Below are 12,742 nucleotides of genomic sequence, written 5' to 3'. Positions count from 1 at the left end.
GCTCCTAGGCTTGGATGCTGAGCCGCAGGGCGAGTGCGGCCAGGGTAATAAGCAGAACAGGGATGGTCAGCAGGCTGCCAACCTTGAAGTAGTATCCCCACGTGATGCGGATGTGTTTTTGAGCCAGTACGTGGAGCCACAGCAACGTGGCCAGGCTACCGATCGGAGTGATCTTGGGGCCCAAGTCGCAGCCGATGATGTTGGCGTACACCATGGCCTGATGGACCACGCCTGTGGCCTGACTGGCCTGAATTGATAGGGCACCGATAAGCACGCTGGGCATGTTGTTCATAACAGACGACAGCAATGCAGCCATCACGCCGGTACCCATAGTTGCGGTCCACAGGCCCTGTTCAGCGAAGACATTAAGCAGAGACGTGAGAGCGTCCGTGAGCCCTGCGTTGCGCAGCCCATAGACCACCAGGTACATCCCTAGCGAAAACACCACAACCTGCCACGGTGCATTTTTGATAACCGTACGGGTAGAAATAACGCAGCCTTTGCCGGCGATCACCAGAAGGATGAGTGCGCAGCTGGCTGCTACTGCACTGATAGGTACCCCCAACGGCTCTAGTGCAAACAGACCGACAAGCAGCAGCGCCAAGACCCACCAGCCTGCGACAAAGGTAGCCTTGTCACGGATAACAGTCCCAGGCGCATGAAGCTGCTGTGGATCATAGGTAGTGGGTATGTCGCGCCGATAGCACAGCCAGAGCATGAACAAGGTCGCCACTACGCTGATCACGTTCACAGGCCACATGACCGCGGCATATTCAGCAAAGCCAATCTGGAAGAAATCAGCCGACACGATATTGACCAGGTTGGACACCACCATGGGCAGGCTCGCGGTATCAGCGATGAAGCCTGCAGCCATGACAAAGGCCAGAGTAGACGCCGGGCTAAAGCGCAAGGCTGTGAGCATGGCAATGACGATGGGGGTCAGGATCAACGCGGCGCCATCGTTTGCAAACAAAGCTGAAACAGCGGCGCCCAGCAGGATCATCAGGATGAACAACCGGATGCCCTTGCCTTGGCCCAACCGTGCCATGTGCAAGGCAGCCCACTCGAAGAATCCGGCCTCATCCAGTAACAGGCTAATGATGATGACGGCGATAAAAGTGGCAGTTGCATTCCACACGATGGCCCATACCGTAGGTACGTCGCCTAGACCAACCACACCCGTAAGCAAAGCCAGTACTGCGCCGGCAGCGGCGCTCCAGCCTACGCCCAATCCCTTCGGCTGCCAGATGACCAACGCAAGTGTCAGAACGAATATTGTGATTGCAGCAACCATATGGACACTCTCCAGCAAAATCAGCAGCACGCGGCCTGGCGGAGCGGACGATCTTCCATTAATGCAAGACGGCTCGCGTCTTGATCGATCCAGGACTGATTAGCACTGCGTGTTATCTGGAGCACATGCAAAACCCATTCGGGCAACTGTGGATGCAAGCGGTAATAAATCCACTGCCCCTGACGGCGGTCCGCTAATAACCCGCAATTACGAAGTTGGGCTAAATGCCGAGAGATTTTCGGCTGACTATCATCCAGCGCCCAAATCAGCTCGCAGACACAGAGCTCGTCTTGGCCAGCGAGCATGAGCATGATGCGTGTGCGCGTTTCGTCGCCAAGACATTTGAAGACGGTCGCCGGTAACAGATCCATGAGCATTCCTAGATATGCATGTATTCGAATATTCGAATATACACATTTTGTTCCTACTCCGCACGGTCCAGAAACGATTCTTTTTTTCCTGCCTGTCAATACTGAAATTGCAAATTAGGTTGATTTATGACTTTCGAGGCATGCGCAGGCTTTTGGCCTATTACTGGTGATAAAATACGTTGTTCCCATTGGGACGTGCGGTGGTAGGGCATAGCATATCGATCATCTGCATTCGGCTGCTATAGATGACCTAAACGGTTTTAGATCGATTGGCAAGGGAAGAATGCAGCCTTGATTGCGCACAAAGCTGGCGGTTTCGGACTTGGAATCGGCGAAAAAGGTACGGCGTTTCTTGGTCATCAGACACCTCTCTGTGGCGACCATTTTCGCCTAAAAACGTGTCCGGGGTTAGTAAACCACTACAGAGTAACAGGCGAGGTGTGTCGTACTTCGGAGAGTTTCCATCGCATAGAATGCCTGCATCATAGGCATCGCAATTTGACAGCGCGAGGTCTAAAGCCTGCAAATCAAACATAGCGGGCCTTCGAATGGCAATTTCTTGACAATAGAAGGGTGCGTGCAAGCAGTGTTACCTAATCAAATCACCGCGCAGCAGGAAATTTCGTTACAAGCGCGCGAAGACCTTCTGCTGTTGCCGAACGTTGCGCAATTGACACGCTGGGTGAATTCCCAGTCCACGGACAATAAAACGTTGCCGTATTTCGATCCGTTGGATGGCGGGGTCTTCGCCCGAGTATTGATCTTGTTGGAATCGCCGGCTCGAACGGTCAGTCGTCCACGGTATGTCTCACGAGACAATCCAGGGCCCGCACAACGCAACCTCAAGGGTTTCATGGAGCAGGCTGGATTGGCACGCCAAGAGACAGTCCTTTGGAATCTGTACCCTTGGCTGCCCAACCTCGAAAAAACCAAGGGTGCGCTCCGCAGAGCGCAAATTGACGAGGGTATAGAGATGCTGATCACCCTGCTGCCTCGTTTCCCAGATCTCGTCACTGTCGTGTTTGCAGGGCGTGTCGCTCAGCAGGCAATGCCGCGTATCCGGTTAGCCTTTCCTGATTTCGAATTGCTGGAAATGCCCCATCCCAGTCCGCTTTCTGTTTGCACTCACCCAAGTGTCCGGCAACGCATCCTGTCCGCACTGTTTCACGCCAAACAGTCGGTTGAGTAGCCAAAGGCTCAGGCTTTGCTCGCCTTGTTCAGCGAGGCGATACAAGGCGACACGAACAGGTTGCCGCGATAGGCTCCCGCCAGGGTTTTGGCCGCGACGATGATCCACATGACAACCAGCAGCAACACCAGCACCATGCCCATGATGTCAAAGAAAGCGAGGTGCAGCATTGAACCCAGTTTGAGGGTAGTCACGGCGTACACCCCCAGTGGAAAGGTGAAGCCCCACCAGCCAAGGTTGAAAGGGATGCCTGCCTTGAAATAACGCCCCGTGATCAGCAGCGCCAATACCATCCACCACAATCCCAGCCCCCAGAACAGCACACCACCGATCAGGCCGATGCCCTCGGCGACGGCACCGATGCTGGCCATTCCATGGGCAGCGAAGATCGTCGGAGCATCGTTGCCCAGCACCAACATCCCCAAAGCACCGGTGCCGATCGGCCCCAACGACAACCAGCTCGATGCCGCCATGCTTTCATGAGGTAATTTGTGCAACGCCATGCGTAGCAGCAGGATCACCAGGATGCTCAAGGCGACCGGCACCGAGTAAGCCCATAGCACGTAGCTGGTGATAAGCAGGGTGAACTGTGCACTCGCGTCAGCGAGGTGCGGCGCGAGGAGTCCGCCACTTGCGGCGGCTACCTCGGCCGCCACCACAGGCAGTAGCCATACCGCTGTCATCTGATCGATGCTGTGCTGCTGGCGAGTGAACATCATGTATGGGATCAATACCCCGCAGGCCAATGCCATGGCGACATCGATCCACCACAGCATCTCAGCCACAGCGACAACCCCATCTCCCCACTGCGGTACACCATAAAGCAAGAAGCCATTAATGATGGTCGCTAGCCCCATTGGGATAGTGCCGAAAAACATTGATACGGTGGAGTGACCGAAAATCTGTTTGGCCTCATCAAAGAACAGAACCCAACGGCTCGCGTACATCACTGTGAACAGGCAAAACAGCGCGATATTGAAAAACCACAAGGCTTGCCCTAACGCTTTGGGCCATTGTGCAGCGAATGGCAGTTGGCCCAACGCCAGAGCCAGAATCCCGGTCCCCATCGTGGCGGCGAACCAGTTGGGTGTGAATTGCCGGATTACTTCCTGCGGATTGGACAGGGCAGCCAGTGGATGGCTGCCGCCCATGATCGCTGCGAGTCGTGTGTCACTCATAGTGTTACTCCCGCTTCGTTATTCATTCGATGTGGCATGCCTGAAGTGTAGTTCGATGAACATAGCGGTAAAAACGGATAATATGGGTTTTGGTTACCTATCAACAAGGTAGATCCTTTGAAGCTAAGTCTGCGTCAACTGCAAATTTTCTGCGCCATTGCGCAACAGGGCAGTACCACCAGCGCCGCCATTGCGGTTTCACTTTCGCAGTCGGCCACCAGTGCTGCACTTAACGAACTGGAAAACGCGCTGGGTACTCGGTTGTTCGACCGCGTCGGCAAGCGCCTGGTGCTGAACGATAACGGCTTGGCCTTACTGCCTCAGGCCAGAAGGATGCTGGAGAACGCACAACAAATAGAGACCCGTTTCCTTCCAGGGCATGCAGAGCTGAAGACACGCTTGCGAGTGGGCTGCAGTACCACCATTGGCAATTATGTTCTGCCATTGATCCTTGGTGAGCTACGCCAATCGGCGCCGCATTTACGGGTCGATGTGGACATGGCGAACAGCATGGCTATTGCAAGGAAAGTCGCTGATTTCGAGATCGACATGGGCCTGATCGAAGGACCGTGTCACCTGCCCGAATTGAATGCCGAGCCATGGCTTGTGGATGAGTTGCTCATCGTCGCAAGCCAGCGACATCCTTTGGCGCTCAGGCAACAGGTCTCGCTTGATGACCTTCGGACCGCTGAGTGGCTACTCCGCGAGCCAGGGTCCGGTACCCGTGAAGAAGTCGAACAGTTGCTGCTGCGTCATCTGCATAATCTTGCTGAAACCCACCAGATCGGTAGTTCAGAGGCCATCAAGCATACCCTTGCACAAGGCATCGGCATCAGCTGCTTGTCGCGCTGGGTAGTGAGGGATCTGCTGGTTTCTCAAGAGCTCATTGAACTGCCGCACGCCTTGCCTATGCTAACCCGACGCTTTTTCTTGATCCGTCACCGGGACAAATTCATTTCACCGGGTCTCGGTCGATTTTGGGAGAGCTGTGGCCAGTTTGCGAACCAACCCTTTCTGGACCTATGTAGAAAATAGGTAGGTGATACCTTAACAAGTTGTTTCCGGAACTTAGAAGAGACGCATAAGGTCAGCTCGTTGCCACATGCCACCAACGAGTTGCATTTGCCAAGGCGCTATCCCATGCCTGGCCGACCCTGATGAGGAATCTTTGATGAATGTACTGAAGAAAAAAATAACTGCCCTTACGCTGGGTATTACCTTGGCAACATCGCTGAGCGCCTTGGCAGCGGAAGATCGCTGGACCTTCGACGGCGCTATTCACAACAACTCGCTGGCTATCAGCCCGGATGAAACGACGGCGGTGGCTTCCTACAGCCAGCGTCCTGACGTCGTGGTCTACGATTTGAAAACTGGTAAGGTTCGTCAGATTCTCACCGGCTACATCACGCCGCGCAACATTGTATTTTCGCCAAAGGGTGATGTGTTCTACCTCTCCGACAGCAGCTTGGGAGTAGTACGCAAGATAGACACCAAAACCTTGAAAGTCATTGCAGACCTGCCGTTGGGCGCAGGTGCTTTTGGTACCACGCTCAACAAGGACGGCAGCTTGCTCTACGTCAACAATCAAGCGGCCAGCACGCTGTCGGTCATCGACCTGGAGCATCAGCGTCCTGTCGCCGTGGTACCCGGTTTCTCTCAACCGCGCCAGGGCATCCGGTTGAGCCCTGACGGTAAAACCGTTTATGTCACCAACTTTCTGGGTGACAAGATCACCCTGGTCGACAGCAAGACTAATGCGATCGAAGGTGAAATTACTGGTTTCAATAAGCTGCGGGCCATCTCTATTTCTGCCGACGGTAACACCTTGTACGCGGCCAACAGCGGCAGTAACAGCATTGCCATTGTTGACACTCAAAAGCACGTCATCACGACCACCGTTATGGTGGGCAAAGACCCCTACGGTGCAGCCCTGACGCCAGACGGCTTGCAGGTCTACACAGGCAACCTAGGCGACAATAGCCTTTCAGTGATTGACACCAAAACGCTGAAAGTGACGACCACGGTGACCGGTTTGAAGGCACCTCGCCAAGCTATCGTCTTCACCAAAGATAAGTCGAAGGCTTATGTGCTCAATGAAGATCTGAGCATCTCCACAGTCGACCTCGCCAGTAACAAGGTTGTATCTACGCTCACGTCCGACTGATTGACACAGCCAAGGCCTTCTCGGAGGCCAAGTACTCCATGATCAGAACCTGTCAGGCGGCTTGGACTACTCGGGAAATCGCCGGAATATTGTCCTAGGCTTGGATGCTGAGCCGCAGGGCGAGTGCGGCCAGGGTGATAAGCAGCACAGGGATGGTCAGCAGGCTGCCAACCTTGAAGTAGTATCCCCACATGATGCGGATGTTTTTTTGAGTCAGTACGTGAAGCCACAGCAACGTGGCCAGGCTACCGATCGGAGTGATCTTGGGCCCCAAGTCGCAGCCGATGATGTTGGCGTACACCATGGCCTGATGGACCACGCCTGTGGCCTGACTGGCCTGAATCGATAGGGCACCGATAAGCACGCTGGGCATGTTGTTCATAACAGACGACAGCAATGCAGCCACCACGCCGGTACCCATAGTTGCAGTCCACAGGCCCTGTTCAGCGAAGACATTGAGCAGAGACGTGAGAGCGTCCGTGAGCCCCGCGTTGCGCGGCCCATAGACCACCAGGTACATCCCTAGCGAAAACACCAACCTGCCACGGTGCATTTTTGATAACCGTACGGGTAGAAATAACGCAGCCTTTGCCGGCGATCACCAGAAGGATGAGTGCGCAGCTGGCTGCCACCGCACTGATGGGGATCCCCAACGGCTCCAGCGCGAACAGGCAACAAGGAGCAACGCCAAGGCCCACCAGCCGGCGACGAAGGTAGCCTTGTCACGGGTGACAGTCTCAGGCGCATGAAGCTGCTGTGGATTATAGGTAGTAGGGATGTCGCGCCGATAGCACAGCCACAGCATGAACAAGGTCGCCATCACGCTGACTATGTTCACGGGCCACATCACCGAAGCATATTCAGCGAAGCCTATTCGGAAGAAATCCGCTGACACGATATTGACTAGGTTGGACACCACCATCGGTAGGCTCGCGGTATCCGAACCCAGCAATAAGGGCGATGTTCTCCACCTAAAAATACGTGGACACCATCACTCTTATCGTCAGGATTCCCATGCGCCAAAGAACCTCTTATCCCAAACCCCTCAAAGCCCAGATAGTCCAAGAATGCCTGCAACCTGGCGTGTCCATGGCCAGTGTTGCCCTGCGCCACGGCATCAATGCCAATCTGGCTCGAAAGTGGATACCTCTTTATCATGATGTTCAGGCTCCGGCGTTACCTGCCTTCGTTCCAATAAAAATGGAGCCCATAGCTCGGCCCGATCAGCCATTGCTGGTGAGTCTCGAGATCCCTTTCGGTCAGCAAACCATCACCGTCAAATGGCCTTCGGCAGATCCTGATGGCTAAAGCCCTTCACAACTGGATGTTGACCCAGCGCGATCTTGTGCCCAACGGATCAGCGACGGCTAAAGCCTTGGATTACAGCCTTAAACGCTGGGTAGCGCTGACGCGCTACCTGGAAGATAGTGCTGTGCTCATCGACAACAACCAGATCGAGAACTTGATCCGGCCGTGGGCGCTCGGGCGGTCGAACTGTTTGTTTGCTGGGTCGCTGCGCAGCGCCAAGCGGGCGGCAGCGATCATGAGCCTGATCCAGTCGGCGCGCATCAATGGGCATGATCCGTATGCTTATCTCAAGGATGTGCTGACGCGGCTGCCGACGCAGCAGGCCAGCGAGATCGAGCAGCTGCTGCCGCATCAGTGGATGCCCGCCTGATCTGTGCAAGGTTTTTTTGCTTGCCGCTTACATTGCATGGACTTAATCAGGGCAGGGACTCGCCTTGACCAATAGAGATCGGCTGAAGCAGACACTTGAATTTACGAGTGAGATGCGACTCGATGCTCCTGTCACTCATGACAAGCTTTTAGGAAAGCTATTCGTCCTTCTACCTGATGACCAAGTTTACATCTCCGGGAGAGATCGCTATATTCGGGCCCTGGAGATGGCATTCCTCCACTTACCAACCGCTGCGCCCGTAGCAGCTGATGATGCCTACAGACACCTGATCAAGACAGGACTGTAGGCGTTCGCGCGAAAAAATTCCTTTTTGGTCAGGCTCACTTTCCTTGTATGGCCGACCCTATGTCAAAACTCAGAAAACCTGAACAACTCGTTCTGCTTCCCTACATCGGGAAATGGCTGGTACTTGCCAGCGCCGTGGCACTTTTGGCGGGATCGGCATCCGCGCTATTTCTGTTCTCCCTCGATCACGCCACTCAATGGCGCGAGACCCACCGCTGGGCGATCTGGCTGCTGCCGCTGGCAGGCTTTGGTGTAGGGCTGGTTTACCACCTGATTGGCAAGCCGGTTGACGCGGGCAACAACCTGCTGATCGACGAGATTCACGACCCGAAGCAAACCGTGCCGCTGCGCATGGTGCCTCTGGTGCTTGCGGGTACGCTAATCTCGCATCTGTTTGGCGCATCGGTCGGACGCGAAGGCACCGCCGTGCAAATGGGCGGTGCTCTGGCCGATCAGATAACCCACCTGTTCCGACTGCGCCCCGAAGATCGCCGAATCATGCTCATGGCAGGCATCAGCGCAGGCTTCGCTTCGGTCTTCGGCACCCCGCTGGCGGGAGCATTGTTCGGCCTTGAAGTGCTCGCCATTGGCCGCATGCGCTACGACGCGTTGTTTCCATGCATGGTCGCCGCGATCGTCGCCGATCAAGTCGGGCTGCTCTGGGGCGTCGTCCACACCCACTACGTCATCGGCGAGATCGCGCCCGTGCAGTTCTGGACAGTGGTGGCAATAGTTGTCGCAGGCATCGTGTTCGGACTCGCGGGGCTGCTGTTCGCCACCGCCACCCATACCCTCGGGGCGTGGATAAAAAAGCTGATTCCCTATTCGCCTTTGCGCCCTGTTCTCGGCGGGATAGTGGTGGCCACGGCGGTGTGGGCATTGGATGCCTATCAGTACGTCGGCCTAGGTATTCCGAGCATCGTCCAGTCCTTTGCCGCCCCCGTTGCGCCATGGGACTGGTTCGGCAAACTCGCGTTTACCGTCGCATCACTCGGCACAGGCTTCAAAGGTGGCGAGGTCACGCCGCTGTTCTATATCGGCGCGACGCTGGGCAACGCGCTTGCGCCGCTGCTACACCTCCCATTCTCGATGCTCGCCGGTATCGGCTTCGTCGCAGTCTTCGCCGGCGCCGCCAACACACCACTGGCGACCATCGTCATGGCCATGGAGCTGTTCGGCCCAGAGATTGCTCAACTTGCCGCGATTGCCTGTATCGCCAGTTATCTAGTGTCCGGCCATACCGGGATCTATCACGCCCAGCGCGTGGGCCACAGCAAACACCGCCATGCCCTACCGACTGATATCCGTCTTTCGGACATCAATAAATTTCACTCTCAGCGCAACGCCGTGAGCGCCCCGAAAAAAGTCGAGGAGGACGAACCAAAATGAGCAAGTCAGACCCCGATTCATGAAGTAACAGGCGGTCACCTGGGCCTGTTCGAAATGCCACATCCGAGCCCGCTTTCAGTGTGTACAAATCCCAACGCAGCCAAGGCTATCGTTGTGACGCTGTCGCGGGCATCAAGGCGGCTACATGATTTGAATTAACGCTGGGCCTGCTTTGCCTTGAGAGAAGCAATGCACGGGGATACGAACAGATTCCCTCGGTAAGCACCTATGGTGGTCTTCGCCGCCACCACCAACCACATTACCGCCAACATCAACACCAAAATCACACCCAGAACGTCAAAAAAAGCCAAGTCCAAGATCACGCCCAATTTCAGAGTGGTCACGGCGTAGACGCCTAAAGGAAATGTGAAGCCCCACCAGCCCAGGTTGAATGGAATACCACCTTTCGCATATCGGGCAGTGATAAGCAGTGCCAAGAGCATCCACCACAAGCCAAGGCCCCAGAACAAAATGCCAGCGATCAGGCCAATCCCTGCTGCCACGGCTCCAACATTAGCCATGCCGTGAGCGGCAAAGATGGCAGGGGCGTCGCCGCCGATAACCAGCATGCCCAGCGCTCCTGTTCCAATAGGCCCCAGCGATAACCACGATGATGCAGCCATGTTCTCGTGAGGCAGTTTATGAAGCGCCAGGCGTAGCACCAGGATCACCAGAATGCTCAAGGCTACAGGGACGGAATAGGCCCATAGCACGTAGCTGGTAATCAGCATATTGAACTGCGCGCTCGCGTCGGCTAAATGTGGAGCGATCACCCCACCACTGGCGGCAGCGACTTCCGCAGCGACAACGGGAAGTAACCACACAGCAGTCATCTGGTCGATGCTGTGCTCTTGCCGCGTGAACATCATGAATGGAATGAGAACACCGCATGCCAGTGCCATGGCGACATCTAGCCACCACAGGCCATGGGCTAATGGTATTAGAGCATCACCCCAGGTAGGTACGCCATACTGCATCAAGCCGTTGATGATGGTTGCCAGCCCCATCGGGATCGTGCCGAAAAACATAGAGACGGTTGAATGACCGAAGATTTGCTTGGCTTCGTTGAAAAAGAAAACCCAACGTGCCGCGTACATAAGCGTAAAGGCACTGAAAAGCACAATGTTGAACAGCCAAAGTGCTTTTCCCGCGTATGACAGCAGCGCGATATCTCCTGGAAGCTGTCCTAATGCCAGGGCCAGAATGCCCGTACCCATCGTGGCGGCGAACCAGTTCGGGGTGAACTGCCGGATCGCTTCCCTTGGATTTGAGAGCGCCGACAGCGGCTGCCCTCCTTGCATTACTTTTGACAAGCTGATGTCTCGCATGGTGCCTCCACGGCGTACTTCATCGGAGCAGTGCCTACAGAATAGCGGGGTGAATTTATCTAGGAAAACGGGTAATTTCTCTATGCCATACCCACTTAATAGGTAAGTTCGTGAAGCTGACTCTCCGCCAGCTGGACATTTTTCGAGGCATCGCTCAGCTGGGCTCCACGACCCGGGCGTGTCACTGGCTTTGTCTCAGTCAGCTACGAGCGCTGCCCTCCAGGAGTTGGAAAGCGCGCTGGGCACCCAGTTATTTGATCGGGTCGGCAGACGCCTAGTGCTGAATGAAAACGGGCAAACGCTTCTACCTCAGGCCATCCGGCTGCTGGAAGCGGCGGCACAAATTGAAGAAGGTTTTCAAAAGGACACGACGGCTCGGATGAGGATCGGTTGCAGCACTACAATTGGCAATTACATCATGCCCCTGCTGATCGAACGTTTGGCTGCGCGAGCGCCGGGCATTCAAGTCGATGTCATCATGGGCAACAGTGCAGATATCGCCAAGCAAGCCGCACAGCTTTCGATTGATATCAGCTTGATTGAGGGGCCGTGCCGCCAACCCGAGCTGACGATTCGTCCATGGTTTGAGGACGAACTAGCGATCATCGCAGCCTCAAATCATCCCCTTGCCGCTCAGGAAAAGGTCACTTCAGACGACCTCAATGCCGCTACCTGACTGATTCGCGAGGACGGCTCAGGAACTGCTGATGAGGTGCTTCAATGGCTACTTCCCTACCTTGGCGCCTGGAGCGACGCTCGCCGGATCGGTAGCTCTGAAGCCATTAAGCGAATGGTCGCTTCCGGAATCGGAATCAGCTGTCTGTCTTACTGGGTAGTGAGCGATGCAATCGCGGAAGGTAAGCTGAGGTTGTTGAACCATGACCTGCCGCGTCATAAGCGACAGATCCACATCGTGCATCACCGCGAAAAATTTATTTCTCGATTTCTCGAGGTTTTCTTACGGACTGTGGAAGACTTTGAGGTGAGTGGGGCTGAAAGCCTCGAAATCACATCCAATTCAGTGTGAGTTTGCTGAACGCTTACCACACGATGGCCCATACCGTAGGTACGTCGCCTAGACCAACCACACCCGTAAGCAAAGCCAGTACTGCGCCGGCAGCGGCGCTCCAGCCTACGCCCAATCCCTTCGGCTGCCAGATGACCAACATAAGTGTCAAAGCGAATATTGTGATTGCAGCAACCATATGGAGACGCTCCGGCGAAATCAGCAGCATGCGGCCTGACGGACCGGACGACCTTCCATTGATGCAAGACGGCTTACGTCTTGATCAATCCAGGACTGATTAGCACTGCGTGTTATCTGGAGCACATGCAAAACCCATTCGGGCAACTGTGGATGCAAGCGGTAATAAATCCACTGCCCCTGACGGCGGTCCGCTAATAACCCGCAATTACGAAGTTGGGCTAAATGCCGAGAGATTTTCGGCTGACTATCATCCAGCGCCCAAATCAGCTCGCAGACACAGAGCTCGTCTTGGCCAGCGAGCATGAGCATGATGCGTGTGCGCGTTTCGTCGCCAAGACATTTAAAGACGGTCGCCGGTGACAAATCCATGAGCAATCCTAAAAGATGTTTATATGTGTGTATTCGAATATACACATATTTTTATGATAGCGCATGATCAGGAGTGATTTTATTTATGCCGTCCTGTCAAGACTAAGACTGCAAATTAGGTTGATTAATGACCTTGAGAGTCTGGACAGATCCTTTGACGTGTTACTGGTGATAAAATAGGTTATCACCAATTATCGCCGTTTATCGGTTTCGGAAACATCGTCATCATTAAGCGTTGCTTTAGTGACTGAGGACATGAGCATTGATCG

10 protein-coding genes, 4 pseudogenes and 1 riboswitch are annotated in these 12,742 nt (G+C 54.9%); of the genes and pseudogenes, 7 read left to right on the top strand and 7 right to left on the bottom strand.

All coding sequences use genetic code 11. From position 1 onward, the window contains the following. Positions 1-4 precede the first annotated feature (4 nt). Entirely contained in the window at positions 5-1,294 is a 1,290-nt protein-coding gene (locus BLV18_RS20305; RefSeq protein ID WP_090362451.1) for an arsenic transporter, read from the bottom strand. A gap of 20 nt (positions 1,295-1,314) precedes the next feature. Further along, complete coding sequence (locus BLV18_RS20300) at positions 1,315-1,665, bottom strand: metalloregulator ArsR/SmtB family transcription factor (protein WP_090361419.1); 351 nt, start codon at positions 1,663-1,665, stop codon at positions 1,315-1,317. 586 nt (positions 1,666-2,251) lie between these two features. On the opposite strand from BLV18_RS20300, the gene BLV18_RS20290 reads away from it, so the two are divergent. Next, positions 2,252-2,854, top strand: a complete 603-nt coding sequence (locus tag BLV18_RS20290; RefSeq protein ID WP_090362448.1) for a uracil-DNA glycosylase — start codon at positions 2,252-2,254, stop codon at positions 2,852-2,854. A gap of 8 nt (positions 2,855-2,862) precedes the next feature. On the opposite strand, the gene BLV18_RS20285 is transcribed toward BLV18_RS20290, so the two are convergent. After that, positions 2,863-4,032, bottom strand: coding sequence for a TDT family transporter (locus BLV18_RS20285; protein ID WP_090361414.1), 1,170 nt, complete (start codon positions 4,030-4,032; stop codon positions 2,863-2,865). A 117-nt stretch (positions 4,033-4,149) separates the two neighbouring features. Here BLV18_RS20285 and BLV18_RS20280 point away from each other — a divergent pair, with 117 nt between their 5' ends. Together BLV18_RS20280 and BLV18_RS20275 are read left to right on the top strand one after the other, a co-directional pair. Next, a complete protein-coding gene (locus BLV18_RS20280; protein WP_090361411.1) occupies positions 4,150-5,067 on the top strand; it encodes a LysR family transcriptional regulator in 918 nt (305 codons plus the stop codon). 136 nt (positions 5,068-5,203) lie between these two features. Next, on the top strand, positions 5,204-6,196 hold the full coding sequence (locus BLV18_RS20275; protein ID WP_090361409.1) for a YVTN family beta-propeller repeat protein: 993 nt from the start codon (positions 5,204-5,206) through the stop codon (positions 6,194-6,196). A 94-nt stretch (positions 6,197-6,290) separates the two neighbouring features. On the opposite strand, the pseudogene BLV18_RS20270 reads toward BLV18_RS20275, so the two are convergent. Further along, positions 6,291-7,148 (bottom strand): annotated as a pseudogene (locus BLV18_RS20270) (ArsB/NhaD family transporter). 62 nt (positions 7,149-7,210) lie between these two features. On the opposite strand from BLV18_RS20270, the gene tnpA reads away from it, so the two are divergent. The 3 genes and pseudogenes from tnpA (at position 7,211) to BLV18_RS20255 (ending at position 9,569) form a co-directional block, all read left to right on the top strand. Continuing rightward, positions 7,211-7,504, top strand: a complete 294-nt coding sequence (gene tnpA, locus BLV18_RS20265; RefSeq protein WP_090361406.1) for an IS66-like element accessory protein TnpA — start codon at positions 7,211-7,213, stop codon at positions 7,502-7,504. A gap of 1 nt (position 7,505) precedes the next feature. Further along, positions 7,506-7,874: pseudogene (locus BLV18_RS20260) on the top strand (IS66 family transposase); the annotation flags it as partial. 213 nt (positions 7,875-8,087) lie between these two features. Further along, positions 8,088-8,160: riboswitch (Fluoride riboswitch) on the top strand. Positions 8,161-8,240: 80 nt separating this feature from the next. Next, a complete protein-coding gene (locus BLV18_RS20255; RefSeq protein WP_090361403.1) occupies positions 8,241-9,569 on the top strand; it encodes a voltage-gated chloride channel family protein in 1,329 nt (442 codons plus the stop codon). Between the two features lie 155 nt (positions 9,570-9,724). Here BLV18_RS20255 and BLV18_RS20250 read toward each other — a convergent pair whose 3' ends face one another. Further along, entirely contained in the window at positions 9,725-10,897 is a 1,173-nt protein-coding gene (locus BLV18_RS20250) for a TDT family transporter (RefSeq protein ID WP_090361400.1), read from the bottom strand. Positions 10,898-11,075: 178 nt separating this feature from the next. Here BLV18_RS20250 and BLV18_RS20245 point away from each other — a divergent pair. Then, positions 11,076-11,924 (top strand): annotated as a pseudogene (locus BLV18_RS20245) (LysR substrate-binding domain-containing protein). A gap of 16 nt (positions 11,925-11,940) precedes the next feature. On the opposite strand, the pseudogene BLV18_RS20240 reads toward BLV18_RS20245, so the two are convergent. Both BLV18_RS20240 and BLV18_RS20235 read right to left on the bottom strand, forming a co-directional pair. Then, positions 11,941-12,102 (bottom strand): annotated as a pseudogene (locus tag BLV18_RS20240) (ArsB/NhaD family transporter); the annotation flags it as partial. Positions 12,103-12,122: 20 nt separating this feature from the next. Further along, a complete protein-coding gene (locus BLV18_RS20235; RefSeq protein ID WP_090361397.1) occupies positions 12,123-12,473 on the bottom strand; it encodes a metalloregulator ArsR/SmtB family transcription factor in 351 nt (116 codons plus the stop codon). Positions 12,474-12,742: the final 269 nt, after the last annotated feature.

Origin of the sequence: Pseudomonas coleopterorum (assembly GCF_900105555.1) — a bacterium.
Lineage (GTDB): Bacteria > Pseudomonadota > Gammaproteobacteria > Pseudomonadales > Pseudomonadaceae > Aquipseudomonas > Aquipseudomonas coleopterorum.
The sequence above is the reverse complement of the archived record's forward strand: the minus strand, read 5'-3'. Positions and strand labels throughout refer to the sequence as shown.

Coding starts and splice junctions, on each gene's coding strand:
- BLV18_RS20250 (WP_090361400.1), bottom strand. CDS start 10,897: ATGCGAGACATCAGCTTGTCAAAAGTAATGCAAGGAGGGCAGCCGCTG.
- BLV18_RS20235 (WP_090361397.1), bottom strand. CDS start 12,473: ATGGATTTGTCACCGGCGACCGTCTTTAAATGTCTTGGCGACGAAACG.
- BLV18_RS20255 (WP_090361403.1), top strand. CDS start 8,241: ATGTCAAAACTCAGAAAACCTGAACAACTCGTTCTGCTTCCCTACATC.
- BLV18_RS20285 (WP_090361414.1), bottom strand. CDS start 4,032: ATGAGTGACACACGACTCGCAGCGATCATGGGCGGCAGCCATCCACTG.
- BLV18_RS20300 (WP_090361419.1), bottom strand. CDS start 1,665: ATGGATCTGTTACCGGCGACCGTCTTCAAATGTCTTGGCGACGAAACG.
- BLV18_RS20305 (WP_090362451.1), bottom strand. CDS start 1,294: ATGGTTGCTGCAATCACAATATTCGTTCTGACACTTGCGTTGGTCATC.
- BLV18_RS20275 (WP_090361409.1), top strand. CDS start 5,204: ATGAATGTACTGAAGAAAAAAATAACTGCCCTTACGCTGGGTATTACC.
- tnpA (WP_090361406.1), top strand. CDS start 7,211: ATGCGCCAAAGAACCTCTTATCCCAAACCCCTCAAAGCCCAGATAGTC.